Raw genomic sequence first — 25,446 nt, forward strand, 5'->3', positions numbered from 1 at the left:
ACAGTGATGCAACTCGTGATGGAAATTCTGGTCTCAATTTTTTTATTGATTGGCTCATTCTTTATGTTGGTCGGGGGCATTGGTATGGTTCGCCTTCCCGATTTATTTATGCGCCTGCATGCTCCGACAAAATCAAGTACCTTAGGCTTAGGTAGTTTTTTAATCGCTGCCATGATTTTTTCAGCATTTCAGGGACGTTTTGGTTTTGCCGAAATTTTATTGACTTTATTGGCATTCATTACCGCACCTGTATCTGCAAATTTAATGGCGCAAGCCGCACTGCATCTACGTTTACGCTCAACCGGTGGTGAAGTGCCTGAAGCGATTGAGCGCCCTTTACCTTGGCAACGCAGCCGTCGTCGTGCTCCGACTCAAGACAAAAATAACTCACATGATGATCCAACCTAAACGGAGGTTAGCTCCTTTATTATTTCAGTTATTTAGCTATATTCAATTCAGCCTTCTGCAATGTCCTAATATCAAACTTGCTCTAAACAAGGTTTCAGCACATAAAAAAGCCACCCGAAGGTGGCTTTTTTATTAGATCAATTATTCATCATCTTGCTTTGCTTCAGCAGGTGGTAAATCCTTCACTGCTTCTGCAATCAGACCGAACATATAATTGCCGTACGCATTGGTTTTGTCATAATGGAAACGCAAACGTGGCGTAATACGTGTCTTGATACTACGACTCAATTCGTGACGCAAGAAACCAGATGCTTTGTTTAAAACATCTAAAGTTTCTTTATTCGCGGCTTCGCTTTGGTCATCACCAAGTTCACGACCCATTACAGTCACATAAACTTCGGCATATCCTAAGTCTGCGCTAACTTTCACCGCAGAGATGGTCACCAGACCACCTAAGCGTGGATCTTTAAGCTCTTGACGAATCAGTTCAGAGAGTTCTCTCTGAACTGTATCAGCCATACGCTTAAGACGCTGACTACCCGCCATTAAAGACTCCGTTTAATCAATTGAACATCGTACACTTCGATCTTATCGAGCGCTTTGATGTCTTTATAGCCTTTCACCGCAAGACCACATTCCATACCGGCACGAACTTCTTCAACCACTTCTTTATAGCGACGAAGAGATTCAAGCTCACCTTGGAACACAACCACATCATCACGAAGGACACGGATTGGTTTATTACGGTGTAGCATGCCTTCAAGAACCATACAGCCCGCTGCAGCACCAAATTTGCTTGAGTGGAACACTTCACGTACTTGAGCAACGCCCAGAATCGTTTCACGATGCTCAGGAGCAAGTTTACCGCTCATTGCCGCTTTCACATCATCAATCAATTCATAGATGATGCTGTAATAACGAATGTCGATGCCGTCTGCATCAGCTTTTTGACGTGCAGTGTTATCAGCACGTACGTTAAAGCCTAGAAGTACCGCTTCTGAAGATTCAGCAAGGGTAACGTCAGACTCAGTGATTGCACCTACGCCAGAACCGATTACACGAACGCGAACTTCATCTGTTGCCAATGCTTGCAAGGCTACAGTCAATGCTTCCAAGGTACCGCGTACATCAGTTTTAAGCACAACGTTCACATAAGGAACATCTTTTTTGCCCATAGACGCCATGATGTTTTCAAGACGCATCGCACTTTGACGCTCAAGACGTTTTTCACGCTCACGTGCCATACGTGCATCAGCGACTTCGCGTGCTTTCTTCTCGTCGTTCACAACAAGAACTTCGTCACCCGCCATTGGCGCTTCAGGAAGACCCAAGATTTCTACTGGAATCGAAGGACCTGCTGATTTAATACGTTTACCGTTTTCATCCACCATCGCACGAACACGACCGTAAGATGCACCGGCAAGCACTAAATCACCTACATTCAATGTACCGTTTTGTACAAGAATAGAAGCAACTGCACCGCGGTCTTTGTCTACACGCGCTTCAATTACTACACCTTGCGCAGCACCTTCTTCAGATGCTTTCAATTCAAGCATTTCTGATTGAATTAAAATAAGGTCAAGCAGTTCATCGATACCTTGACCCGAATGTGCAGAAACCATTGCCACAGGTACGTCACCGCCCCATTGTTCAGGCACGATTTCTTTGGTGGTCAATTCGTTCAATACGCGATCTGGATCGGCAGATTCTTTATCCATCTTGTTGATTGCAACAATGATTGGCGTACCTGCAGCACGTGCATGGTCAATTGCTTCAGCAGTTTGTGGCATTACACCATCATCAGCAGCAACAACAAGAACCACGATATCAGTCGCTTTCGCACCACGTGAACGCATTGAAGTAAATGCTGCGTGTCCCGGTGTGTCTAAGAAAGTGATAATGCCTTTATCCGTTTTAACGTGATATGCACCGATATGCTGTGTGATACCGCCCGCTTCGCCCGCAGCCACTTTGGTACGACGAATACGGTCAAGAAGCGATGTTTTACCATGGTCAACGTGACCCATGATGGTAACAACAGGAGCACGAGTCGTTTGAACACCACGCGCTTCTTCAGCTGCTTCAAGTAAGTTATCTTCAGCTTGAGTATCAGAAACCAGAACTGGGTTATGCCCCATTTCTTCAACCACAAGTGCCGCAACTTCTTGCTCAATGGCTTGGTTTTGAGTCACAAGCTCACCCATTTTCATGAGTGATTTGATAACTTCGCGAACCTTGATCGCCATTTTTGCAGCTAAGTCAGCAACAACGATGGTTTCACCAATTTCAACATCATAAACTTGTTTTTTAACAGGTTTTTCAAAGCCATGCTTGTTGCCTTGGCTGGTTTTCAAACCACGTTTAGGCTGTTTACTGAAGCTTTGCTCTTCTTGACCACGACGTCCACCTTTTTTCGGTGCACGTGCAGTTGGCGTATTGGTACCACGTTTGATTTCGCGGTCTTCTTTCGCAAATGAATCTTCATAAGCCTGACCAACAAGGCCAGCAGCCAACGGAGAATCATCGACAACACGAATCGTTGCAGTAGTATCTTCAGTGGTATATTTCGACGCCATTTGACGCATTTGTTCAAGCGTACGTTGTTGCGCTTCTTCAGCCGATTTACGACGTGCTGCTTCTTCAACTGCTTTTAATTGCGCTGATTGAGCTTCACGTAATTTTTTCTGTTCAGCTGTTTCAACTTGTTTAACCGTTTGTTTTACAATCGGTTTGTTGTTTGACTTACGCGTCACGACAACAGCAGCTTTCGATACTTCTTGTTTGTCGCTTGTTTGCTTCGCAGCAGCACGCATTGCTTCTAAAGCTTGTTTCGCTTTAGATACGCCTGTTTGAGGTACGTCATCCGCTTTTTGTTCTGCATTAGCAGTAGATGCAGTTGCATTCTTGTCTGCCTGTGCTTTCGCTAAAGCTTCAGCTTTAATTTGTTCAGGATCTGGCTTAACGAATGTATGCTTCTTACGAACTTCCACATTAATTGTCTTCGCCTTACCTGATGTACTGGCTACTTTAGCAGTACTGGTTGTTTTACGTTTCAACGTGATTTTTCCTGCATTCCCATCGTCTTGACCATGAAGTTTCTTCAAATGGTTAACGAGGGTATTTTGTTGTTCAGTGGAAATAATATCTTCAGCTTTACGTTGTGGTAAACCTGCGTCACGAACCTGCTCTAGGAGCTTCTCAACTGGACGTTCTACGCTGAGAGCTAACTCTTTAATCGACTTGTCCGTCATATATTTCCTCCTAGTTAAACCATGATTCGCGCGCTTTCATAATAAGTTGACCTGCTTTTTCAGCGCCTAAACCTTCAATATCTTCAATATCGTCAGTTGCTTGGTCAGCCAAATCATCTACTGTTACCACACCGCGAGCTGCAAGTGCATACGCGATTTCCTGTGTCATCCCAGCCATTGCAACAAGTTCTGCACTTGGTTCTTGGATGTTTTCTTGTTGTTTTAATGCATCTGCCAATGTAATTTCTTTCGCACGGCTTTGCAATAATTCAACAGTTTCAGCATCAAGTTCAATCTCATCGAATGTTTCAGCTGGAACATAAGCAATCTCTTCAAGAGAAGTAAAGCCCATTTCAACCAAAGCCATTGCCAAATCTTCTTCAATATCAAGACGTGTCACAAACATGTCGAGGTATTGTTGAGCTTCATTTTGTTGACGCGCGTAGAATTCTTCTTCGAGCATCATATCCAATTTGTAGCCAGTCAATTCAGATGCTAAACGAACATTCTGCCCTTGTGAACCAATGGCACGTGCCAACTGATCCGTTGCGGCGAAAATGATATCAGCGCTATGTGCATCTTCATCAATCACAATACTTGATACATCAGCAGGCTCTAAAGCGCTTGCAATATACTGTGCTGGATCATCAGACCATACAACAACATCAATACGCTCACCGTTCAATTCTGATTGTACTGCCTGGATACGTGTACCACGCATACCAATACAAGCACCGACAGGATCAATACGATGATCGTTCGTTTTCACAGCAATTTTAGCACGAACACCCGGTTGGCGTGCAGCTGCTTTAATTTCAATGATTTCTTCAGAAATTTCAGGAATTTCTTTCTTCATCAAAGCAATCAGCATTTCAGGACGCGCACGTGACAATAATAATTGTGCACCACGACCTTCACGGTTCACGCTATATAAAATGGCGCTCATACGTTGCTTAGGGCGAAGAATTTCTTTAGGAATCATTTCTTCACGAGCAAGATATGCTTCAGCATTGTCACCTAAGTCAATAATAAAGCCATCTTTGGTTTGTTTTTTAACTTCACCGTAGATGAGTTCACCAACTTTCGATTCGTACGCATCAGCAACTAAAGCACGCTCAGCTTCACGAATTTTTTGCACAATCACCTGTTTTGCAATTTGTGCAGCAATTCGACCGAAGTCAATCGACTCAACTTCAAGCTCACGAATATCACCGATTGCCCATTGTTCCGGGTCAAGATCCGAGATCGCATCCTGACAAGCAGGCATTTCGTGATCTTCGTCAGCTACCACTTCCCATTGACGGAAAGTACGGTAGTCACCGGTTTTACGATCGATTTCCACACGTAAACGTGCTTCTTCTGCATGGGTGCCTTCGTAAAATTTCTTTTTAGTCGCAGCAACTAAAGCTTGTTCAAGCGCTTCAAAAATTGCATCACGACTTACACCTTTTTCGTTACTAACCGTTTCTACTACGGTAAGAATTTCACGAGCCATAAGTCACCTATTCGTTCAGATTCTTATTTATTGAATGAATTAATCTTGAAAGATCAAATTTGATTTGTCGATATTATGACTGTCGATTTCAAGTACTTGTTGATTTTCAACTTCGACTTGAATGACTTCATTTTCAAGATCAACAGCAATGAGTTTTGCTTGAAATTTACGACGGTTATCTACCGCACTAATCAGACGTAAAGCAATTTGATGTCCAATATATGCTGGCATTTGGTCAAGCTGAAAGAATGGTCGATCCCATCCTGGAGAAGATACTTCAAGTGAGTATTCGCCAGAAATTGGATCATGCACGTCAAGCATTGCGCCAACTTGCTGGGTTACGCGGACACAATCTTGCACGCCAATACCACGACCTTCTTCAAGCTCGCCATCTTCATTCATGACAGGTTGCGTGTTGTTTTGGTTGGTTTTATCAATATAGATACGTAATAAAGAACGTTTACCCTGAGGAAGGAATTCGATTCCCCAAAGTTCTACATTACAAGCTTGCACTGCAGGAGCTATAAGGTCTTGGAGTGCTTGAGTTTTATTTGATAGCTTCATTTACTCTCGTCATTGTTGTGCGATTCAATAGTCGCTGTGACCGGTTCAGACTAACTCAACTATATTAGTAGTGAAACATGACAATTTGACCAATGGATGTCGACACTACACGATAGCCAATAAAAAAGGGCGTAATCGCCCCTGTGTACACAGAAAAACCAAAGTCCACTGTGCAAAAAGGCCCACCATTTTTGTGAGCCTTTTAGAAACTTGGTAGCGGGAGCTGGATTTGAACCAACGACCTTCGGGTTATGAGCCCGACGAGCTACCAGACTGCTCCATCCCGCAACAACGTGCAAAAATTATATACAATTCACTGAGCATTTTCAATCAAAAACTGTTCAATGGTTGCTTGATTAAGTTGCACCCTAATCAAAAAGTGGTAGCGGGAGCTGGATTTGAACCAACGACCTTCGGGTTATGAGCCCGACGAGCTACCAGACTGCTCCATCCCGCAACAACAACATGCAAAAATCAATCACCATTTAAATATTATTTAAATCGCCTATTTAGTTTGCTTCTAAATAGTATTGGTAGCGGGAGCTGGATTTGAACCAACGACCTTCGGGTTATGAGCCCGACGAGCTACCAGACTGCTCCATCCCGCATCAACAGATTTGCTGCACAACACCAACTTATGTTCTGGATTACAAGTTGGTGCGGAAGGGGGGACTTGAACCCCCACGCCCGAAGGCACTACCACCTCAAGGTAGCGTGTCTACCAATTCCACCACCACCGCAGCTGTGTCGCATTCTAGTAGGATCAAGTCCAAAAAGAAAGAACTAAATCAGGTTATTCACCTGTTTTCGGTGCGACTGGCGAAGTTTCATTCGAATTCGCCGGAGCAGTCGTGGTTGTTTGCACTGATTTTAAGCTATAAGCATCTGTAGTTTGTTTTTTGGCAAACACTGCTAAAGTTAAACTGGTGACAAAGAATAAAGCCGTCAAAACGCCAGTTAAGCGAGTCATGAAATTCGCTGAACCTGAAGCACCAAATACAGTTGCAGCACCGCCACCACCAAATGATGCGCCTGCATCTGCACCTTTACCATGTTGTACCAGAATCAATACAATCATTAAAACGGCTAAGATAATATGTACTACCAGCACAAAAGTTTGCATGCTGAACTCCTAATTATTTTGTATTTGCAAAAGCCTGAGCAATTTTATAGAAAGACTCTGCATTTAAAGACGCACCACCAACCAGTGCACCATTAATATCTGGACAGGCAGCCAACTCTACTGCATTTTCAGCTTTAACACTACCGCCATACAGAATGGCGATACTTGGGCCGAACGATGTAATTTGAGTTAAGCCTTCACGAATCTTGGCATGCATGGCCTGTGCATCTTCAGGTGAAGCTGTTTTACCAGTTCCAATTGCCCAAATCGGTTCATAGGCAATTACAATCTTTTGCCACTGTTCCGCTTGCACAACCGAGGCAATATCACAGATTTGTTGCAATACCACCTGCTCTGCTTGACCATTTTCACGTTGCTCCAGACTTTCACCCACGCAGTAAATAATGGTTAATCCTGCATTTAAAGCATTTTTAACTTTTTCATTGAGTATTTGCGCAGTTTCGCCAAAGATCTCACGACGCTCTGAATGACCAATCAGTACAAAATCAATTTGATGATCTTTCAGAAGTTCAGCACTCACTTCACCGGTATATGCACCCGTACCTGCGATACGCGAAACATTCTGTGCAACGGTATAAACAGATCGAACTGAATTTGCTAATTCCGCCTGAACACTGACCAAGGCAAGCATGGTAGGCGCAACACCTAAATGACAATTTTCTTCTTTAATTTCATTATTTTGCAATAATTCTTTAAAACTACTTACCAGCTCTTTGGCATCTGCCTGCATTGGGTTCATTTTCCAATTGCCAACAACCCAAGGAGTAATAGCCGAACCCGACATACAGTAACCTATTAAAAACAATTCATTTAACCGCGCACATTCTACACGGAATTCAGTATTTTTTAGAAAATTTTCACTTGGCTTTTTTACGCCATTGTTAATTTTTGCAAGTCATCACGGCATTCTCAAGAAAAACTTCAGCATGTAATTACGACTGGTTCAAAGTTTTATCTAATATTAAGTAGATGACAACGTTTTCAGATATGGTATTTTTATATAACAAAAGTATAATTTAAAGATACCAATTATAAACAAATTGATTGAGCAGGCATATTAAAGCATGGCAGCATTACAAGGTTCACCAAGATTCACTGGTTTTATTCGCCGTTTGGTTGAAGATGGCTTAGTTTCTGCTGAAAACATGCAGAATGCAGTATTAAGTGCAAAAAAAGCCAATCAAGATATTGTTCCTTTTTTAATTGATCAATTAAAAATTTCGTCTTTGGATATTGCAGAAAAAATTTCTCAAGAGTTTGGGGAGCCACTTTTCGACCTCAGTGTTTATGATTCTGCACAAATTATTCGTGAAGGAATCGATGAAAAACTGATTACCAAACATCGCGTGCTGCCTATTTTTAAACGCGGTAATTTACTTTATGTAGCCACCAGCAATCCAACCAATATGGATGCAATGGATGCGATTCGCTTCAGTAGCAAAATGAATATTGAAGCCGTAATTGTTGAACATCAAAAATTAATAAAACTGATTGAACAAAACTTTGCTGAAGCAGATAGCTTTGAATTCTCTGATGATGATATCGACTTAAATCTTGAGCAAGAAGATCTCAGTCAAAAAGATGATGAAGATAATAATCAGCAGGCGGATGAAGCACCGATTGTTAAATATATTAATAAATTACTGATTGATGCCATTCGTATGGGGGCTTCAGACTTACATTTTGAACCTTATGAAAAAAGTTATCGTGTACGTTATCGAGTTGATGGTGTGTTACGTCAAATTGCTACCCCGCCATTACAACTTGCTACCCGCTTAGCCTCGCGTTTAAAGGTCATGTCCCAAATGGATATTTCTGAAAAGCGCTTACCTCAAGATGGACGTATTAAACTCAAACTTTCCAAAAGCAAAGCCATCGACTTCCGTGTCAACTCATTACCCACGTTGTTTGGGGAAAAATTAGTACTGCGTATTCTTGATCCATCAAGCGCGATGCTGGGTATTGATGCATTGGGTTATGAACCAGAGCAAAAAGAGTTATTTATGCAAGCTCTGGACAAACCTCAAGGCATGCTCCTCATTACAGGTCCGACAGGTTCTGGTAAAACGGTTTCTTTATATACGGGTTTGAATATTCTTAATCGTGAAGATACCAATATTTCAACGGCCGAAGACCCGGTGGAAATTAACCTGGAAGGTATTAACCAAGTCAATGTCAATGCTAAAGTGGGCTTGACCTTCTCTGCTGCTCTCAAGTCATTCTTGCGTCAGGATCCTGATATTGTGATGGTCGGTGAGATTCGAGATTTAGAAACGGCAGAAATCGCCATTAAAGCGGCCCAGACGGGTCATATGGTGATGTCAACACTCCACACCAACAGTGCACCTGAAACATTGACGCGCTTAAGGAATATGGGCGTACCTTCTTTTAACATTGCAACTTCTGTAAACTTGGTGATTGCACAACGTTTAGCTCGACGTTTATGTCCACAATGTAAAATTCCTGCTGATGTTCCCGAACCAAGTTTGTTGGAAATGGGATTTAAAGAAGAAGATCTTAAACATCCAGATTTTAAAGTTTATCAACCTGTCGGCTGTTCAGAATGTCGGGAAGGTTATAAGGGTCGTGTCGGTATTTATGAAGTAATGAAAGTGACACCTGAAATTTCGAAAATTATTATGGAAGATGGCAATGCACTCGAAATTGCTGCAGCATCTTTAAGGTCGGGGTTTAATAATTTACGTCGTTCAGGATTAATCAAGGTCATGCAGGGGGTGACTTCTCTTCAAGAAGTCAATCGTGTGACTAGCGAATAAATAAAGTATTTAAAAATAAGGATAAATTCATGGCTGTCAAAAAAGCACAGATGATGCCAACCTTCAGTTATGAAGGGGTTGATCGTAGAGGGGAAAAACTTAAAGGAGAATTACCTGCACGTAACATGGCACTGGCGAAAGTGACCTTACGTAAGCAAGGAATTACCATTAAGACTATTCGGGAAAAGAGAAAAAATATTCTCGAAGGCTTAATGAAAAAAAAGGTATCTGCACTCGATATCACCATCTTCACGCGCCAACTGGCGACCATGATGAAAGCGGGTGTCCCTCTGGTACAAAGCTTTGAAATTGTTGCTGAAGGGCTTGAAAACCCGTCGATGCGTGAAGTAGTCTTAGGCATTAAAGGTGAGGTTGAAGGCGGTAATACCTTTGCAGGCGCACTTAAAAAATATCCTCAGTATTTTGACAATCTTTTTTGCTCACTCGTTGAATCCGGTGAACAGTCCGGTGCATTAGAGACCATGCTAGACCGGGTCGCAATCTATAAAGAAAAAAGTGAACTTTTAAAGCAAAAAATTAAAAAAGCCATGAAATATCCTATGGCTGTTATTGTTGTTGCACTGATCGTAACCATTATTTTGATGGTGAAAGTTGTTCCCGTATTCCAAGATTTGTTTAGTTCATTTGGTGCAGATTTGCCGGCATTTACAAAAATGGTGGTCAATATGTCTGAGTGGATGCAAAAATACTGGTTTATTCTGATTATTGCGATTGGTGCCATGATTGCAGGCTTTATGGAAGCAAAAAAACGCAGTAAAAAATTTCGTGATTTCCTCGATAAAGCAGCGCTCAAAGCCCCTATTTTTGGTGACCTAGTTTATAAAGCCATTATCGCGCGTTACAGTCGAACTTTAGCGACCACATTTGCTGCCGGTGTACCCCTGATTGATGCATTAGAATCTACTGCTGGTGCAACCAACAATTGTGTCTATGAAGCAGCAGTAATGAAAATTCGTGATGATGTTGCCACAGGTCAACAATTGCAATTTGCCATGCGTGTAACCAATAAATTCCCTTCTATGGCCGTGCAAATGGTCGCAATTGGTGAAGAGTCAGGTGCACTCGATGCCATGCTTGATAAAGTAGCCACCCATTTTGAAAATGAAGTCGACAATGCAGTCGACGGCTTAACCTCAATGATGGAGCCGTTAATTATGGCTGTGCTTGGCGTCCTCGTTGGCGGTCTAGTTATCGCCATGTACCTCCCAATTTTCCAAATGGGTTCTGTCGTTTAATGCAAGAATTTATCTCTTATTTTATCAATAACCCAACTGCACTTTATCTTGCAGTTGGGCTTTTTAGTCTTTGTATTGGTAGTTTTCTCAATGTCGTCATCTACCGTACACCCAAGATGATGGAGCAGGAATGGCGCACCGATTGCCAATTGTTTTTGCATCCCGAACAGCCCATTATTGATGAATCCAAACTCACCCTGAGCAAACCTGCATCGACCTGCCCTAAATGCCATACTGAAATTCGCTGGTATCAAAATATTCCTGTGATTAGCTGGCTTGCTTTAGGTGGAAAATGTGGTTCTTGCAAAAATCCAATCAGTATTCGTTATCCATTGATTGAGCTACTCACTGCAGTCTGTTCATTGGTTATTGTTACAGTCTTTGGACCGACCCTACAAATGCTCTTTGGTTTGCTTTTGACCTGGATACTCATCGCACTCACCTTTATTGATTTTGATACCCAGCTTCTACCGGATCGTTATACCCTGACTTTAGCAGCACTAGGTTTAGGTATTAATAGTTATGCTATTTATACCTCTCCTACCTCTGCAATCTGGGGCTATATTATTGGCTTCTTGTGTCTTTGGATCGTGTATTACCTGTTTAAAATCATTACCGGCAAAGAAGGCATGGGCTATGGAGACTTCAAGTTACTTGCTGCTTTAGGTGCCTGGATGGGTCCTTTAATGCTGCCACTGATTGTGCTACTTTCATCAATGGTCGGTGCAATCATTGGCATTATCCTGCTCAAAATCCGCAAAGAAAACCAACCTTTTGCTTTTGGTCCCTATATTGCCATTGCAGGCTGGATTGCATTTATTTGGGGCGAGCAAATTATGAAAGTTTATTTAGGACAATAATTTTTAGGTGAGTACATGACTTTTATCTTGGGTTTAACAGGTGGTATTGGCAGCGGGAAATCTGCAGCAAGTACATGGTTCGAAACTCAAGGAATCACCGTTGTTGATGCCGATATTGTGGCACGCGAGATTGTTGAAAAAGGGCAACCTGCGTTACAACAAATTCACGCTGCTTTTGGGGATTGGGTTCTTTTAGACAATGGAGAACTTAATCGCCGTGCTTTACGTGAACATATTTTCAAAGATCCAGATGCACGTAAAATGCTAGAAAGCATCACCCACCCTGCCATTCGCCAATCGATTATTCAGCAGCTGCAGGCTGCAACCAGTCCTTATGTGATTCTGGTCTCTCCCCTGCTGTTTGAAACCAACCAGCATGAACTGACCGATCATACCTTGCTGATTGACGCATCGATTGACTTGCAAATCCAGCGGGCTGCCATGCGTGATCACCAATCGATTGCTCAGATTCAGAAAATTATTCAGTCACAAATGCCACGTGAAAAAAAGCGGAGTCTCGCTGATGATATTGTGCTCAACGATGGACATCTCGACCATTTATACAGCCATTTAAAACCCCTGCATGAAACTTATTTACAACGCAGCAAGCAAAAAAAAGCAGTCAATTAAGACTGCTTTTTTTGTTGATCAAGTTGCTGCTGCAAACTGTCTTTATGCATGATCCAGCGCCATGGTTGCAAAGCACCAATCGCCATCCCAATCAAGCCACAAATAATTGCCAGACTTAAGGGTTCACCTAAAAGCGGCACAGCTAAAATTGCTGCCATAAACGGTGCCAAAGTCACGATACTGCCGGTCTTAAATGCACCTAGTCGCTTGATGGCTTCCACATAAGTCAGTGTCGCCACAATCACCACAAAGATACCGTGAAAAATCACCTGCATCAGTAAATGGAGCGGCTCAGGTTCAGTTAAATTTTTTGGTAAAAACAACAGATAAATCGGCACATAAACGATCGCAGACCAGATTGCGACACCGGCCATGGAATGCCAGGCAGATAGTTTCCATTGACGGAGTAATACGGTAAATACACCCCACCAGATTGCGCTCAACAAAAACAGCATGTCGCCAAAACCAAAAGCGATACCTGTTTCCTGATACATTAAGAAGCTCATTGCACTGATTGCAGCCAGCATAATGATCAGGCTGATCCAGGTATGTTTATCAAAAGGCTGTTTAAACAGAAAAAATGCGGCAAGCGCTGTACATAGAGGAAGACAGCCATTTAGAAAGATGGCTGCATGGGCTGCAGGCACATAGTGAAATGCGCTGTATGAAGTCAGACAGTATCCGACCCCACCAATCATTGCCAAAAGAAACGGTTCTTTTTTCCATAAAAAGGCGAGGTCTTTCTTATAGATCAGGATCGGCATTAAAATACAAAATGCCAAAGCAAAACGTAAAGCCGTGATATCCCAAGCGCTGATTCCCCACTGTGCATTTAAGCGGGAAGTAATGGTAAATCCCCCCCAGATGCACATGGTAATGGCGACATAGAGATAACCTTGAGACCGGGGAGACATAGCAAACAACTTTTAAACTTAGATAATAAAATTACACATTACGCTGACGGCAAGCTTCATACAAAGCCATACCTGTTGCCACACTGACATTTAAACTTTGCAAGTTTCCTGCCATCGGAATGTAAACTGTCTGATCGCACTGTGACTGGGTAATTGGACGCAAGCCCGTATCTTCAGCGCCCATCACGATACATACACCAGTTCCGGTGAAATCAAACTGTTGCACAGGTAATGCTTTTTCATCCAGCATGGTGCCGACAACACGCACATTGAATTCATCCTTGATGTTACCCAAGGTACGTGCAAGATTGGTCACTTGGATAAACTTCACTTTCTCTGCGCCACCTGCAGCAATTTTACGTGCTGTCGGGGTTAAGCTTGCAGAACGATCACGCGATACAATCACTGCTTCAACACCCATAGCCGCTGCTGTACGGATACACGCACCCAGGTTATGTGGATCAGTGACTTGGTCTAAAGCCAACAACAGTGCTTGAGGATTCTGTTTCAGCAAATCATCCAGATCTTCTTCATTCAGTGTGGGATGCGGACGAACTGCGGCAACCACACCCTGATGAAAAGGCTGACCCGCCAATTTTTCCAGTTTGTCACGACTGGCTTGTTGTACACTGATCCCGAAAGGATCAGCCAAAGCCAAAACGTTTTTCAAACGTTGATCGTCACGACCTTTTAGCGTAAATAAAGTAAGTACACGCTCTGGCTCAAGCTCAAGTAATGACTCCACTGAGTGAACGCCATAAAAATATTCGGTTTTTGCCATGAACGGCCTCTAAAATGTATATATACAATGCAAAAAGAAAAATCCTGCAAAGCTGACTTTACAGGATTGATGCTTAAATCTAGTTTAACTGATTCAGGCTAAAATTTCTTTGCCTTAATCCGACTTATGCTCAGCCTTCTAAATGGCAGATATAATCGAGTACTTCATCAGTCTCGATTTTAAAACGGCTATTGCCTGGGACATAAAAAGACTGTCCAGCACGGAACAATTCACTCTCGATTTTATCCGCGATTTGTACACGGCATTCGCCTGAAATAATTTCCATACGTTCAGGTACATGCGTTTCGAAAGTCAGTGCTTGTTCAGTCGGTAAAATTACCCCTAAGGTCTTTTTTGTGCCATCTTCGAATTGCACGGTATGACTAATACATGAACCGCCGAAATAAACATTCGATTTTTTGATAACAGAAACATGATCAAACTGATTTGACATGCGTATTCTCCAGATAATGCGCATTTATAATTTTTGATTGATGTAGTTTAAATGTCTGTATTCAACTAATCAATCGGTGTTTCATACGGCTAAATCAATATTTTACAAATTGTTGCAGTTATTTTTTTGCATCAATAAGAGCACGATTTAGCACGAATTTGCGAGAGTCTAAATCAACCTTAGCATAAGCACAAATAAGTTTTTGTATTGTATCGACTAAAGGTCTATCTGCTTTTCTACGTAGCAAATGTTGTACCAAAACAATGACAATCAACCAAGCAATTCGCTATAGACCTAAAGCTTCGTTGGATGACTCAATTCAGTATTTAAACCTCAACCCAAGATACTTATTCAGAGATACCGATCCATGACTTGTCTCAAGAGATATTTAGCCATTTTTGTATCATCATGAAACATGTTTTCAATATGATGAAAAAGATCGCAGCTCAAAAATATTTCTAAAATTAACCGAGCATGTAGATAAAAATCACGCAGACTATTCAAGCAGATGTTGTTTTTATAGCGTATCTTGGTTAAAAGGTATTTTCATCTTGAATATCAGGTAAAATAGTGATGTTTTACGTCATCTTAAAATAAAAGCTGGCTTGTGACCAAAACAAAATTTCACTATCTTAGATTAAAACTTTTCGCAGCTCGGATGCGTTTATGCTGACACACTTAACTCTGATCAACTTTGCTTTAGCCGATCATTTAGCCATTGATATTGAACCAGGTTTCAATGTCCTGACCGGTGAGACAGGTGCGGGTAAATCTTTATTATTGGATGCCCTGTCTGCCTGTTTAGGTGAGCGCACCGATACCAATTATGTGCGTTTTGGTTCAGATAAAGCCGATGTTACCGCTGTTTTTAGTTATAAAGAGCAAAGTCCCGAAGCTGAATGGCTTAAAGCACATGAGTTGGATGATGAATCTGGCGAGATTCATTTAAGACGGGTAATTTTTGCCACTGGTCGCAGTAAAGCGTGGATTAACGGTCGCCCAAGCAGCTTGGCTGAACTGAAAGAAATTGGTCGTTTACTGGTGCAACTGTATAGTCAGCACAGTCAGCAACAATTGTTGGAACATCCTTATCCCAAGCATTGGTTAGATCGTTACAACAACTTTTATCAACCTGCACAAGATGTCCGTGATGCTTATAGCACCTGGCAAAAAGATATTCGTCAGCATCAAGCTGCATTGGATGCGCAAGCGACCCGCAAACAACGCATCGAAACTTTAGAGTTACAGCTTGAAGAACTCGAAGAAATTACTCAAATTGACTATAAAGAGATTGAGCAAGAGTTCGACCGTTTAAGCCATCATGAACATATCATGCTGGATTGTAGTTATAGTTTAAATGCGTTGGATGAAGCGGAACAAAATATCACCCAAGAAGTTTCTGCGATTATTCGCCGCCTGGAATCACATGCCGGTCGCAGTGAGCAACTCGCAGAAATTTATAATTCGCTAGTGAATGCACAAAGTGAACTTGATGATGCAACCGCCAATTTGCGTCAATTTATTGACCGTCAAAGTTTTGACCCCGAACGCGTCGATGAACTGAATGTACAACTGGAAATTTTCCATCGTTTAGCACGTAAATATCGCACTCAGCCTGAAATGCTGAAACAAGAATATGAAGCTTGGCAAACTGAGCTTGAACAGCTGCATCAGCTGGAAGATCCTGAAACTTTAGCTGAGCAAGTCGAATTGTCTCATCAAGACTTTTTAGCCAAAGCACAACACTTAGATGATATCCGCCGCGAAGCAGCTGTTCCTTTGGCTAAAAAACTTACAGAACAGGTGAAACAACTGGCATTACCTGAAGCCTATTTTGAATTCAAGTTTGAGCCGTTGGAACAGGCATCATCAGAAGGTCTTAGCTTTATTCAACTGCTGTTTACCGCAAATAAAGGCATTCCTGCGCAACCGTTGGCACGTGTAGCTTCTGGGGGTGAACTGTCACGTATTGCTCTGGTGATGCAAGTGATGAATGCGGAAAAAACAGAATCTGAAGTGTTGGTGTTCGATGAAATTGATGTCGGGATCAGTGGCGGTACGGCAGAAATGGTGGGACGCTTATTGGCAGATTTAGCTCAACACGTGCAAATTTTATGTATCACCCATCAAGCACAAGTGGCTGCACAATCAGACCACCACCTGCTGGTTAAAAAGCGCCAAACGGATCCTGCGAGCAGCACCATTATCGACCTGAGCGAAGAACAACGGATTGATGAGTTGGCGCGCATGACTGGCGGTGTCGAAATTAACGACACGACACTGCAACATGCCAAGCAATTACGTCAACTTAAGTTTCATCAGGTATAAGTTTGTAGGCTAAATCACAAAAAATGATTGGCTAAACCCAATTAGTTTAGTAATTTGGTTATAAGAGCATTATTATTAATTTAATCAATTTTTTTGATTGTAAGGGGGGGAATGGCTTAGATGACTAAACAATATCTGACACATCGCTGTCTGATTGCACCTCCTGATTTAGCCGATGATTTTTTTGCCAATACAGTAATCTATTTGGCACGACATGATGAAGATGGTGCTCAAGGCATTATCATTAACCGCCCTTCCGGTCTTTCAATCAAAGAGTTATTGAATGATCTGGAAATTGAAGCGGATAATGTAAATCCCCATGATGTATTACAGGGTGGGCCTTTACGCCCGGAAGCAGGCTTTGTGCTGCATACCGGTCAACCGACCTGGCATTCATCCATTGCGGTGGGTGAAAATGTCTGCATCACCACATCTAAAGATATTTTAGATGCCATTGCACATAACGAAGGCGTTGGACGTTATCAAATTGCCTTGGGTTATGCGAGTTGGGGTAAAAACCAACTTGAAAAAGAACTGGCACGTGGTGACTGGCTCATCTGTGATTCAGATATGGATTTAATTTTTAACTTACCTTACGACGACCGCTGGGATGCTGCCTATAAAAAAATGGGCGTAGACCGCACCTGGCTTTCATCAGAGATTGGACATGCCTGATTTATCACAACCCCAGCTGATTATGGCATTCGATTTTGGTACACAAAAAATGGGCATGGCGGTCGGTCAATCATTGATTGAAAGTGCCAATCCCCTTGCCCTGTTTCCGATGAAAGATGGTATCCCTAACTGGGATGAATTACTAAAAATTGTGAAACAGTATCAACCGACTCTATTTTTAGTCGGTTTGCCGCTGAATATGGATGATAGTGAATCTGAACTTTCGACACGTTCACGCAAGTTTGCCCGCCGTTTGCGCCATCAAACCAATATTGAAACCTTGATGGTCGATGAACGCTTGACTACTCGTGAAGCGCGTGATGAATTGGGTCATTATCAAGCCCAAGGTCGCGCAAAAAAACTATCTGCGGATAGTGTTGCGGCTGCACTTTTTATTGAAAGCTGGTATCGTAATCCTGAAGGGCTTACACCTTAATTTTCTGAACAGCTATTAATGCAAAAAAGCCATTCAAAACTGAATGGCTTTTTAATTGAAATGAATAAAGACAAACGCAATTACTTGGCTGATTTTTCAATATGAATGGTTGCGGTACGCCCTGCCACAAAAGCCAATTCATTTTTTGGCATTTCATCGAGGATAATTTTCACCGGCACGCGCTGTGCCAAACGCACCCAGCTAAAAGTTGGATTTACATTGGCTAAAAGCCCAGAAGTCGATGTGCGTTCACGGTCTTCAATACCCGATGCAATCCCTTGTACATGGCCTTTTAACTTTTCAGAATCACCCATCATTTGAATGGTTGCAGGCGCACCGACATAAATTTTATTCAGTTTGGTTTCTTCAAAATAACCCACAATGTATAACTGCTGACGGTTTAACAGTGCTGCAACCGCTTGCCCCACTTTGACATAATTCCCTTGCTGCAGTTCAAAATTGGACAAGGTGCCATCGGCAGGTGCAACCACTTCAGAGCGATTCAGATTCAGTTGTGTCAGGTGCAGATGACTGGTCGCCACTTCAATGAGCGCTTTTTGCTGCACAATATGCGCTTTGGCTTGTGCAATGGCTGCAACTATTTGCTCATGTTCTGCATGGGATTGATCACGAGTGGCAAACATCTGATCTTGTTCTTGTTTTGAAATCGCACCCTCCATCAGGTTGGAATAGCGATTAGCATTTTTATCTGCTAGGTTGATATTGGCTTCCGACTTCACCACATTGGCTTGAGCTTGGGCCAATTCTGCTTCGGCTGCGGCTAAACCGGCTTTAGCTTTGGCTAAATCAGATTTGGCTTGTTCGACATCAATCGCTTGACGGGCGACATCAATTTTAAATAGCACCTGCCCTTTTTTAACGCTTTGGTTATCTTGTACCAAGACCTCAATCACCAGACCTGAAACGTCAGAAGAGACCTGAATAACATCGCCACGTACACGACCATCACGCGTCCACGGTTCGGAATTGTAATAATTCCAGATATGGATAATGGCGAAAATCGCGATCAGCGCCACCACCAGCAAAATAATCGGTCGGATTATTTTGCGTAGATCAAAGGATGTCATTTCAGCTTTACCTCATTCATTTCAATTTGGGAAGTAGTGATGTTCATCTTAGATGGCACACAGAATAAAGAGCCCATGCACCAGAAAAAGTAGCACGACATACAGGCACAAATTGAATATGCTCGGCCATGCAATCCAGCCCTGCTCAACCAGTCGATCTGTTCCAATCATGACGATTTTAAGCAGCACATAAGCAAGAATGCTTTGGATTAAAAGGATCGGGACATAGACCCCGTAAAGATTAAGTTCACCCATGCTTAGCTCCCTGCCAAAATTTTCTGTTCAGCCTTATTTACTGTGTTTTGATGACACAGACTGCTGCGAATATTGTTGAGTGAAATCTTCAGGCGCTGTGCAACATCCTGATTTTCCACCTCATCTGTTGCCGACTGAACCACGGCAAGGCTATGCAATAAATTTTGTAAAATATCGGCATGGGGTCGCTGCATTTCTTTAGCGCGAAAATAGTCATCAAGCGACTGCTGTAAATCTTCTATTGAAGAAACGATAGATTCTTGCTCGGGCAGTTTTTCGATTAATTCCTGCAGTCGCGTCAGGTCAACCACCGCACTGGTTTCAATCAGTGCCAAATGAATTTCTTTGTTTAAACTTTGCGACTGGACAGCGGCTTTACTATTGAGCACGCCAATCCGATCCAGCATGCTACGTAAATGCCGTTTAAAATCTGCACCATAAGGCAGATATAAGGCCTTTCTGACCGCTTTATAATGCACAGCTAAAATACGTTGTACGGTAATATCGGGAGACATTGCCCGAACGAGGTGAATCACATACACCGAAATCATCGGACCAATCAGCGAAGCAATAGACGCATCAAAAAATGTAATCTGATCTAGCGCATAAGTGTTCTGAAAATTCAGCCCCATCACCGTTCCCATCAGTAAAGGCAGACTCAGTCCTGTTAAGGGGGGATGAGGAAATAACATCAGACAGAAGATGATGAATGGCGCCAGAACCAACATCAGTTCCCAAAAGGTCGTAACATGCGGAAAAATCCCGTAGGCATAAATAAACACCATCACAACCGCATAAATACTGGCACGAATAAACATTTTTAAGGCCGGTACCGGATTATCCATGGCAGTTAAAATGCAGGCCGTGATTGCGGCCATTTCCGCCAACATGAACCCTGCTTTCCAGCCACTTAAAATCCAGAAAGCGGTGGCAATCATAATAATAATAAATGCCGAAACTCCCCCACGTACTGCCACACCATGATCCCGATGCAAACTCGGATAGGTCGTGGTTAACGGGGTAATACTTTCAGGCAAGGAATCATCCCCTTGCTGAATTCGCTGCCAAATCAGTTTCACTGCACGGACATTCTGAATAAAATGCCGAATATCCATCTTTAAGCCATTTAAAATAATTCCTTGTTCAGGTCGTGCTGATGTCACCAAGGCATCAAAATCGGATTCAAACTGGCTGGGTAAAAGATTGAGTTCTTGTTGTTTGATCTTATGTTCATCTTTTAAAAATTCTGAAATATGGGCATGCACAGCTTTTAGATGGGCACGATAGGTCATATCAATTTGATCGAGCTGTTTCAGGCGCTCAGACATCGCCACCAGATTTGCCACCAATACGGTTAATTGATGCAGCATTTCCTGCAGCGGTTTGGTCATGCCCTGAAGGCTGGATTTTTCATACGATAAATGCACCGCCATCGCATGGATATCCGAGGTATCCCGGGTGATATTCCCCAACAACTGGTTGTAGCTATCCAGTTGTTTTTGATCCAGCAAGATCTGATCAAATAATACACTGGTATCCTGAATGGTTTTTGCAACACGGGTTTCCACAGCCGGCCCGATATGCAGCGGGAAAATGGTGGTGCTGACAATCGCACTGCAGACTACTCCTACAGTGATTTCCAGAAAACGCCCAATCGCCATATCAAAGATAGATACCGTATCGGCATAATAAACAATGTTGTAGCAAATAATGACCGTGGTATAACCCGCCAGCATGGAAACATAACTGCGTGGTGTTCGATCCAGCAGTGAAATATACAGGCAAAATCCCACCCAAGCCGCCAAGAAAAAGGTAAATAACCATGGTGTATTCATCAAAAGTGGGGTGACTGCAATCGAGACAATTGCACCCAACAAGGTTCCCAAAACCCGATAAATACTTTTTGAAGAGGTCATACCAGAGTATGGGTTGGCAATGATAAATACGGTACCAATGGCCCAAATCGGATAAGCCAGATTCAAAGAAAATGCGATATAAAGGGCCAACATGCCTGCCACAAAAGTTTTAGTCGCAAAAATCCAGTCCATTTTGTTTGGACGAAATGCGAGTAATTGTTTGGTTAGCAGCATGGGTTTATCTCAGATTCAGGTTTAACGCTTCACTCCACAGATTTTTTAACGACGACTAAAGTGCACGAAATATCTTAAAGATACACCGTGTAAAAAATATACATGGGTAAACATGTCATCAGAAATGATCGTCATTCAAAATGAATGGAGAAATTTTCGCATCGTGTTCTTTATGCGAAATAAAATAAAAAAACAGTCAGCCCAAGCAGACTAAAAATTCATCATTGGATATTTATTTGGCCTATTTTTCCAATAAAATCACAATAAGTCAATAGTAATATCTTATTATGATAATTTAACTAAAATTAATAGAATATATTTAACCCGCAGTCATTAAATTTCTCATACTGGATATAAAATATTTTAAATGCTGACAAATACAGCATTGCCCCAACAAAAGCTCTCCTCCCGCTAATTTTTTGTTATAAAGTAATACATGTTACTTTCTCTTTTTATATGCTTTGACCAAGCAGGTACTTATGGCAATTTCTAGTTTTGGTAAGATTCTCACCGTTTTAGATCTATTTTCGGTGTCTCGCCCTATCATTAATGTCGATATCATTAGTGAGGAATTAGGACTGTCTAAACCCACCAGTTACCGGTATTTGAAAGAACTCGTATCCTCAGAATTATTACAACGCTTAAGCGGCACTTCGGGTGACTATACGCTGGGTTCCAAAATTGCAGTACTGGACTACATTTCCCGTACCACCGATCCTTTGGTGCAAATTAGCATTCCGTTTATGCAGCAAATTGTGGAACGTACTGAATTTAGCTGTCTGCTCACGCATTTGAATTATGATTCATGTATCGACATTCATCACGAACTGTATAAAGACATGACCACCCTGATTTATGGTCGTGGTTGCCCTCGCCCCATCTATAAGGGTTCCTCTGCTAAAGTGATTTTGGCGCATTTGCCCAAACAGCGTATTTTGGATTACTACCAACGCTTTGCGACTGAACTGTCTGAAATTGGATTTGCCCATAGCGAAGAAGCGTTCATGTTGCAGATGAAACAGATTAAAAAGCAGGGTTATTATTTTTCCCATGGCGAAGTGGATCCGAATTTGGCCAGTCTTTCTATTCCTGTGAAATTTTCTAGCAAAGAACCGCCTTTGGCTTTGACCTTACTGGCTTCTAAAAATCGCTTTGAATTTATTAACTTCCACAAACTGGTCGAAATTTTGCAGGAAAATGCTGCACTGATTGAGAAAAAATTTGCTGAATTATCTAAAGATGAAGATCTTTAAAATTTTATGTAGATTCAATCAAATATCAATTTATGTTAAATAAAGCCTATTTCAAGGATTGTAATATTAAAGCCATTCTCATAATATGATTATTGTTCTTCATGTGGCCCATTGTATTCCATGACAATTTGAGCGACATCCTCAGAGAAAAAGCTTGTGCCTATGCATGAGCTTTTTTTTGCCTTTATTTTTAGCCGATTAAATACATCTGTTTAGAAAAAATAACGAAAAGTTAGATTAATCCGCGGTTCTACAATTTTTGTCGATTTCATCAAGGCATGCTTCCAATATTGCTGCGTCTTGCCTCGCATCACAATCAGCTGACCACTGTGTAGAAGCAAATCGACTTTTTCTGCCTTGTGTTTATGCTTAAAACTAAATTTACGTGTGGCGCCGAAACTTAAAGACGCTATTACGGTTTCTTGACCTGCTTTTACAAGCGCAGGTTCATCATCGCTATGCCAACCCACTGCTTGAATGCCATTTTCATATAAATTGGCTAAGCATGAATTAAAAGAATGCCCGACCAATTTTTCAATATGCTGCTTTAGACGAAATAATGCCGGATTCCACAAATGTGCCTGCTTAAAGGTGCCTGAATAGTGATATTGATAGTTTTCATCGCCATACCATGCCACTTTACGCGCAGTTTTATAATATTGACCATGCAAAATCACTTCATCATGTTGCCAGGCCAAATGTGCTAAAAAATAGCGGAGATATTGTTCACTCTGTTCCGACGTTAAAATCAGGCCATAATCTTCTACAATCCCGTCACAGGGCAATAGATTGGCTTGAGCATTAGGCGCAAACAATTCAAAGTTCATGGTCAAAAATAAGTTTAAGATTCACTTTTATTTTAGCGGATGATCTCTGGTCACAATTCAAAACATTGTATGCGCTTGTGACATCAGAAAATCAGGCTTAGACTCAAATCAAGCTGAACAATAAAAAAATTGCATATGAATTTATGGCACTTATTTCAAAAACTTCGACCTTTTGTGCGTCCCTATCGCTTACTCGTCATCGCAACGCTGGCTTTAACCCTGATTGGTTCCTTAACCGCACAGGTTAATGCACTGACTTTGCAATATGCGGTTGATAGCATTAATCGCCTGATTGAAGCCGGTTCAGGGCTGTCTGAAGGCTGGCATATTCTGATCACCATCTCTGCCATTTTATTGGGAAAAGAAGTCATTAACGCCTTCGTGCAATTTGGACAAAAATTTTATGGCGAAAAGCTGAGGATTTTCGTCTCGCAGGATTTAGCTCAAGGCATCATTGAAAAATTCCTGACCTATCGACTGGCTTTTTTTAATGAAGACAATAATCAGGCCGGTAAATTGCAAACCCGTATCGACCGTGGTATTGGCTCGCTCACGCGTCTGGTTCAAATCTTTTTTATTGATATTTTACCGTTATTTACCAGTGCTATTGTAGCGCTCGGCCTGATGTTCTATGCCAATTTCTATGTCGGATTGGTGGCTTTAAGTATTGTGCCCATTTATTTTTGGCTGACCTATAAACAGGCACAAAAACTGGGGGGATGGCGACGTAAGCTGCGTGATGGACGTGAAAAAAAGAGCCAAGGCATCCTCAGTATTATTAACTCTATTACCGTGATTAAATCCTTTAACCGTGAATCGATTGAATCCGACAAACAACTCAAACTACAAAAAGAACTGACCCAAAATCAAATGCAGACCCGTCAAACCAGTTTCCTATTTGACGGCTTAAAAACCTTTATCGAACAGATTGGTATTGTGCTGATCATCATTTTGACCGCTTATTTTGTGCTGGATGGGCAAATGAGTATCGGTATGATTATGTACCATGTGCTGTTATTCAATAACGTCTCTGCCCCGATTCGTTCGCTACATCGTATTTATGATGAAGTGAATGATGCAATGATTTACTCGGAAAGCTTCTTTAAAATATTGGAAGCCGATCATGAAATCGAGCCAAGTGGTGCACAAAAACCTACCATCACCGGTAAGTTCGAACTTAAAAATGTCGAATTTTATTATCCCAATGGTCATCATGCCTTAAAGAACATCAACATGGTGATTCAACCGAATAAAATCACCGCTTTGGTGGGTTTATCCGGTGCGGGGAAATCGACATTGATCAGCTTGCTGGATAAATTCTATCAGCCAGCATCAGGGCAAATCCAACTCGATGGCATCAATCTGGAAGACATCGACACTCAATATCTACGTGATCATATTGGTTTAGTGCTACAAAAAAATCATATTTTCCAAGGTTCTATTTTTGAAAATATTCGCTATGGTAAAACCGATGCCAGTATCGAAGATGTCATGACGGCTGCCCAAAAAGCCTCGATTCATGAGCAAATTTTACAGCTTCCGCATGCTTATGAAGCCGATGCCTTGATGCTTTCAGGCGGTCAACAACAACGGATCGCCCTTGCGCGAATGTTCTTGAAAAATCCACCAATTATTTTTCTGGATGAACCGACTGCCAGTTTAGATGCGATTGCTTCGGAGCAAATCAAACAAAGTCTGGATCAAATCAAGCAAGGGCGCACCGTGATTATGATTTCACATAGTTTGTCGCAAATTATTGATGCAGATTATACCTATGTGATGAAAGAAGGCTGCATTGCCGAACACGGCGAACATGATGCGCTCTATCATCAAGAAGGCGTGTATAAAGAAATTTTTGATGCGATGGCCAAGAGTTTAAACATTGAAAAAATTGCCAAAACTTTTGAAGAGGATCCCGAGGAAGAAACGCATAGTTAGACCCAAGCTCTTTTTTGAATCT

At 41.9% G+C, this 25,446-nt stretch carries 23 protein-coding genes and 4 tRNA genes; 10 read left to right on the top strand and 17 right to left on the bottom strand.

Translation table 11 applies throughout. The features are described from left to right. The first annotated feature begins 6 nt into the window (after positions 1-6). Entirely contained in the window at positions 7-408 is a 402-nt protein-coding gene (locus HLH14_RS01365; RefSeq protein ID WP_171532501.1) for a Na+/H+ antiporter subunit G, read from the top strand. A 141-nt stretch (positions 409-549) separates the two neighbouring features. Here HLH14_RS01365 and HLH14_RS01370 read toward each other — a convergent pair whose 3' ends face one another. The 10 genes from HLH14_RS01370 to tpiA form a co-directional block, all read right to left on the bottom strand. Continuing rightward, positions 550-954: a ribosome-binding factor A gene (locus tag HLH14_RS01370; RefSeq protein ID WP_171532502.1), complete on the bottom strand. Its 405-nt coding sequence runs from the start codon at positions 952-954 to the stop codon at positions 550-552. Continuing rightward, positions 954-3,659 carry a translation initiation factor IF-2 gene (infB, locus tag HLH14_RS01375; protein WP_067722364.1) on the bottom strand — a complete coding sequence of 902 codons (2,706 nt, stop codon included), beginning with the start codon at positions 3,657-3,659 and terminating at the stop codon, positions 954-956. Before infB ends, HLH14_RS01370 begins: the two co-directional genes overlap by 1 nt. 10 nt (positions 3,660-3,669) lie before the next feature. Continuing rightward, positions 3,670-5,154 (bottom strand): transcription termination factor NusA, encoded by a 1,485-nt coding sequence (gene nusA / locus HLH14_RS01380; protein ID WP_067722366.1) that lies wholly within the window; start codon positions 5,152-5,154, stop codon positions 3,670-3,672. A 39-nt stretch (positions 5,155-5,193) separates the two neighbouring features. Further along, complete coding sequence (gene rimP, locus HLH14_RS01385; RefSeq protein WP_067722368.1) at positions 5,194-5,718, bottom strand: ribosome maturation factor RimP; 525 nt, start codon at positions 5,716-5,718, stop codon at positions 5,194-5,196. 211 nt (positions 5,719-5,929) lie between these two features. Then, a tRNA-Met gene (locus HLH14_RS01390) sits at positions 5,930-6,006 on the bottom strand. Positions 6,007-6,098: 92 nt separating this feature from the next. Continuing rightward, positions 6,099-6,175: transfer RNA gene (locus HLH14_RS01395), tRNA-Met, on the bottom strand. Between the two features lie 74 nt (positions 6,176-6,249). Then, a tRNA-Met gene (locus tag HLH14_RS01400) sits at positions 6,250-6,326 on the bottom strand. Positions 6,327-6,373: 47 nt separating this feature from the next. Then, a tRNA-Leu gene (locus HLH14_RS01405) sits at positions 6,374-6,458 on the bottom strand. A 53-nt stretch (positions 6,459-6,511) separates the two neighbouring features. Continuing rightward, positions 6,512-6,841 (bottom strand): preprotein translocase subunit SecG, encoded by a 330-nt coding sequence (gene secG / locus HLH14_RS01410; RefSeq protein ID WP_067722370.1) that lies wholly within the window; start codon positions 6,839-6,841, stop codon positions 6,512-6,514. Positions 6,842-6,854: 13 nt separating this feature from the next. Beyond that, on the bottom strand, positions 6,855-7,646 hold the full coding sequence (gene tpiA, locus HLH14_RS01415; RefSeq protein ID WP_131270456.1) for a triose-phosphate isomerase: 792 nt from the start codon (positions 7,644-7,646) through the stop codon (positions 6,855-6,857). A 280-nt stretch (positions 7,647-7,926) separates the two neighbouring features. Between tpiA and pilB the strand changes: the two genes are divergently transcribed. From pilB to coaE, 4 genes are read left to right on the top strand one after another with little or no spacing between them, the layout of a single operon-like run. After that, positions 7,927-9,639 (top strand): type IV-A pilus assembly ATPase PilB, encoded by a 1,713-nt coding sequence (gene pilB / locus HLH14_RS01420; protein WP_131270458.1) that lies wholly within the window; start codon positions 7,927-7,929, stop codon positions 9,637-9,639. Between the two features lie 29 nt (positions 9,640-9,668). Continuing rightward, positions 9,669-10,895, top strand: coding sequence for a type II secretion system F family protein (locus HLH14_RS01425; protein WP_171532503.1), 1,227 nt, complete (start codon positions 9,669-9,671; stop codon positions 10,893-10,895). Further along, entirely contained in the window at positions 10,895-11,755 is an 861-nt protein-coding gene (locus HLH14_RS16125; protein WP_067722378.1) for a prepilin peptidase, read from the top strand. Before HLH14_RS01425 ends, HLH14_RS16125 begins: the two co-directional genes overlap by 1 nt. 15 nt (positions 11,756-11,770) lie before the next feature. Next, positions 11,771-12,385, top strand: coding sequence for a dephospho-CoA kinase (gene coaE / locus HLH14_RS01435; RefSeq protein WP_067722380.1), 615 nt, complete (start codon positions 11,771-11,773; stop codon positions 12,383-12,385). On the opposite strand, the gene HLH14_RS01440 is transcribed toward coaE, so the two are convergent. The 3 genes from HLH14_RS01440 to ppnP form a co-directional block, all read right to left on the bottom strand. Further along, positions 12,382-13,299, bottom strand: a complete 918-nt coding sequence (locus HLH14_RS01440) for a DMT family transporter (protein ID WP_067722382.1) — start codon at positions 13,297-13,299, stop codon at positions 12,382-12,384. The genes coaE and HLH14_RS01440 overlap by 4 nt on opposite strands. 31 nt (positions 13,300-13,330) lie before the next feature. Continuing rightward, the gene (gene rlmB / locus HLH14_RS01445; protein ID WP_067722384.1) at positions 13,331-14,080 is read right to left on the bottom strand and encodes a 23S rRNA (guanosine(2251)-2'-O)-methyltransferase RlmB; all 750 of its coding nucleotides are present in this window, start codon (positions 14,078-14,080) and stop codon (positions 13,331-13,333) included. Positions 14,081-14,210: 130 nt separating this feature from the next. Beyond that, positions 14,211-14,534 carry a pyrimidine/purine nucleoside phosphorylase gene (gene ppnP, locus HLH14_RS01450; RefSeq protein WP_067722386.1) on the bottom strand — a complete coding sequence of 108 codons (324 nt, stop codon included), beginning with the start codon at positions 14,532-14,534 and terminating at the stop codon, positions 14,211-14,213. 666 nt (positions 14,535-15,200) lie between these two features. Between ppnP and recN the strand changes: the two genes are divergently transcribed. The 3 genes from recN to ruvX all read left to right on the top strand — a co-directional run bounded on the left by recN (position 15,201) and on the right by ruvX (position 17,973). Then, complete coding sequence (gene recN, locus HLH14_RS01455; RefSeq protein ID WP_171532504.1) at positions 15,201-16,862, top strand: DNA repair protein RecN; 1,662 nt, start codon at positions 15,201-15,203, stop codon at positions 16,860-16,862. Between the two features lie 120 nt (positions 16,863-16,982). Then, positions 16,983-17,537, top strand: coding sequence for a YqgE/AlgH family protein (locus tag HLH14_RS01460; RefSeq protein WP_067722388.1), 555 nt, complete (start codon positions 16,983-16,985; stop codon positions 17,535-17,537). Continuing rightward, positions 17,530-17,973 (top strand): Holliday junction resolvase RuvX, encoded by a 444-nt coding sequence (ruvX, locus tag HLH14_RS01465; RefSeq protein ID WP_067722390.1) that lies wholly within the window; start codon positions 17,530-17,532, stop codon positions 17,971-17,973. The genes HLH14_RS01460 and ruvX overlap by 8 nt, the downstream gene beginning before the upstream one ends. A gap of 80 nt (positions 17,974-18,053) precedes the next feature. On the opposite strand, the gene HLH14_RS01470 is transcribed toward ruvX, so the two are convergent. Genes HLH14_RS01470 through HLH14_RS01480 form a run of 3 tightly spaced genes read right to left on the bottom strand, consistent with a single transcriptional unit; the run spans position 18,054 to position 21,406 of the window. Beyond that, positions 18,054-19,061, bottom strand: a complete 1,008-nt coding sequence (locus HLH14_RS01470; RefSeq protein ID WP_171532505.1) for an HlyD family secretion protein — start codon at positions 19,059-19,061, stop codon at positions 18,054-18,056. A 48-nt stretch (positions 19,062-19,109) separates the two neighbouring features. Then, positions 19,110-19,316, bottom strand: a complete 207-nt coding sequence (locus HLH14_RS01475) for a DUF1656 domain-containing protein (RefSeq protein WP_067722394.1) — start codon at positions 19,314-19,316, stop codon at positions 19,110-19,112. A 2-nt stretch (positions 19,317-19,318) separates the two neighbouring features. Then, on the bottom strand, positions 19,319-21,406 hold the full coding sequence (locus HLH14_RS01480; RefSeq protein ID WP_067722396.1) for an FUSC family protein: 2,088 nt from the start codon (positions 21,404-21,406) through the stop codon (positions 19,319-19,321). Between the two features lie 479 nt (positions 21,407-21,885). Between HLH14_RS01480 and HLH14_RS01485 the strand changes: the two genes are divergently transcribed. Beyond that, positions 21,886-22,659 (top strand): IclR family transcriptional regulator, encoded by a 774-nt coding sequence (locus tag HLH14_RS01485; RefSeq protein WP_067722398.1) that lies wholly within the window; start codon positions 21,886-21,888, stop codon positions 22,657-22,659. Positions 22,660-22,871: 212 nt separating this feature from the next. On the opposite strand, the gene HLH14_RS01490 is transcribed toward HLH14_RS01485, so the two are convergent. Then, positions 22,872-23,486: an alpha-ketoglutarate-dependent dioxygenase AlkB family protein gene (locus tag HLH14_RS01490; RefSeq protein WP_067722400.1), complete on the bottom strand. Its 615-nt coding sequence runs from the start codon at positions 23,484-23,486 to the stop codon at positions 22,872-22,874. A gap of 135 nt (positions 23,487-23,621) precedes the next feature. Between HLH14_RS01490 and HLH14_RS01495 the strand changes: the two genes are divergently transcribed. Beyond that, positions 23,622-25,424 carry an ABC transporter ATP-binding protein gene (locus HLH14_RS01495; RefSeq protein ID WP_171532506.1) on the top strand — a complete coding sequence of 601 codons (1,803 nt, stop codon included), beginning with the start codon at positions 23,622-23,624 and terminating at the stop codon, positions 25,422-25,424. Positions 25,425-25,446 lie beyond the last annotated feature (22 nt).

This window comes from Acinetobacter terrae (assembly GCF_013004375.1).
Classification (GTDB): domain Bacteria; phylum Pseudomonadota; class Gammaproteobacteria; order Pseudomonadales; family Moraxellaceae; genus Acinetobacter; species Acinetobacter terrae.

Bases quoted from the DNA above. Each gene is read 5' to 3' on its own strand.
- HLH14_RS01365 (WP_171532501.1), top strand. From the start codon at position 7: ATGCAACTCGTGATGGAAATTCTGGTCTCAATTTTTTTATTGATTGGC.
- HLH14_RS01370 (WP_171532502.1), bottom strand. From the start codon at position 954: ATGGCGGGTAGTCAGCGTCTTAAGCGTATGGCTGATACAGTTCAGAGA.
- infB (WP_067722364.1), bottom strand. From the start codon at position 3,659: ATGACGGACAAGTCGATTAAAGAGTTAGCTCTCAGCGTAGAACGTCCA.
- nusA (WP_067722366.1), bottom strand. From the start codon at position 5,154: ATGGCTCGTGAAATTCTTACCGTAGTAGAAACGGTTAGTAACGAAAAA.
- rimP (WP_067722368.1), bottom strand. From the start codon at position 5,718: ATGAAGCTATCAAATAAAACTCAAGCACTCCAAGACCTTATAGCTCCT.
- secG (WP_067722370.1), bottom strand. From the start codon at position 6,841: ATGCAAACTTTTGTGCTGGTAGTACATATTATCTTAGCCGTTTTAATG.
- tpiA (WP_131270456.1), bottom strand. From the start codon at position 7,646: ATGTCGGGTTCGGCTATTACTCCTTGGGTTGTTGGCAATTGGAAAATG.
- pilB (WP_131270458.1), top strand. From the start codon at position 7,927: ATGGCAGCATTACAAGGTTCACCAAGATTCACTGGTTTTATTCGCCGT.
- HLH14_RS01425 (WP_171532503.1), top strand. From the start codon at position 9,669: ATGGCTGTCAAAAAAGCACAGATGATGCCAACCTTCAGTTATGAAGGG.
- HLH14_RS16125 (WP_067722378.1), top strand. From the start codon at position 10,895: ATGCAAGAATTTATCTCTTATTTTATCAATAACCCAACTGCACTTTAT.
- coaE (WP_067722380.1), top strand. From the start codon at position 11,771: ATGACTTTTATCTTGGGTTTAACAGGTGGTATTGGCAGCGGGAAATCT.
- HLH14_RS01440 (WP_067722382.1), bottom strand. From the start codon at position 13,299: ATGTCTCCCCGGTCTCAAGGTTATCTCTATGTCGCCATTACCATGTGC.
- rlmB (WP_067722384.1), bottom strand. From the start codon at position 14,080: ATGGCAAAAACCGAATATTTTTATGGCGTTCACTCAGTGGAGTCATTA.
- ppnP (WP_067722386.1), bottom strand. From the start codon at position 14,534: ATGTCAAATCAGTTTGATCATGTTTCTGTTATCAAAAAATCGAATGTT.
- recN (WP_171532504.1), top strand. From the start codon at position 15,201: ATGCTGACACACTTAACTCTGATCAACTTTGCTTTAGCCGATCATTTA.
- HLH14_RS01460 (WP_067722388.1), top strand. From the start codon at position 16,983: ATGACTAAACAATATCTGACACATCGCTGTCTGATTGCACCTCCTGAT.
- ruvX (WP_067722390.1), top strand. From the start codon at position 17,530: ATGCCTGATTTATCACAACCCCAGCTGATTATGGCATTCGATTTTGGT.
- HLH14_RS01470 (WP_171532505.1), bottom strand. From the start codon at position 19,061: ATGACATCCTTTGATCTACGCAAAATAATCCGACCGATTATTTTGCTG.
- HLH14_RS01475 (WP_067722394.1), bottom strand. From the start codon at position 19,316: ATGGGTGAACTTAATCTTTACGGGGTCTATGTCCCGATCCTTTTAATC.
- HLH14_RS01480 (WP_067722396.1), bottom strand. From the start codon at position 21,406: ATGCTGCTAACCAAACAATTACTCGCATTTCGTCCAAACAAAATGGAC.
- HLH14_RS01485 (WP_067722398.1), top strand. From the start codon at position 21,886: ATGGCAATTTCTAGTTTTGGTAAGATTCTCACCGTTTTAGATCTATTT.
- HLH14_RS01490 (WP_067722400.1), bottom strand. From the start codon at position 23,486: ATGAACTTTGAATTGTTTGCGCCTAATGCTCAAGCCAATCTATTGCCC.
- HLH14_RS01495 (WP_171532506.1), top strand. From the start codon at position 23,622: ATGAATTTATGGCACTTATTTCAAAAACTTCGACCTTTTGTGCGTCCC.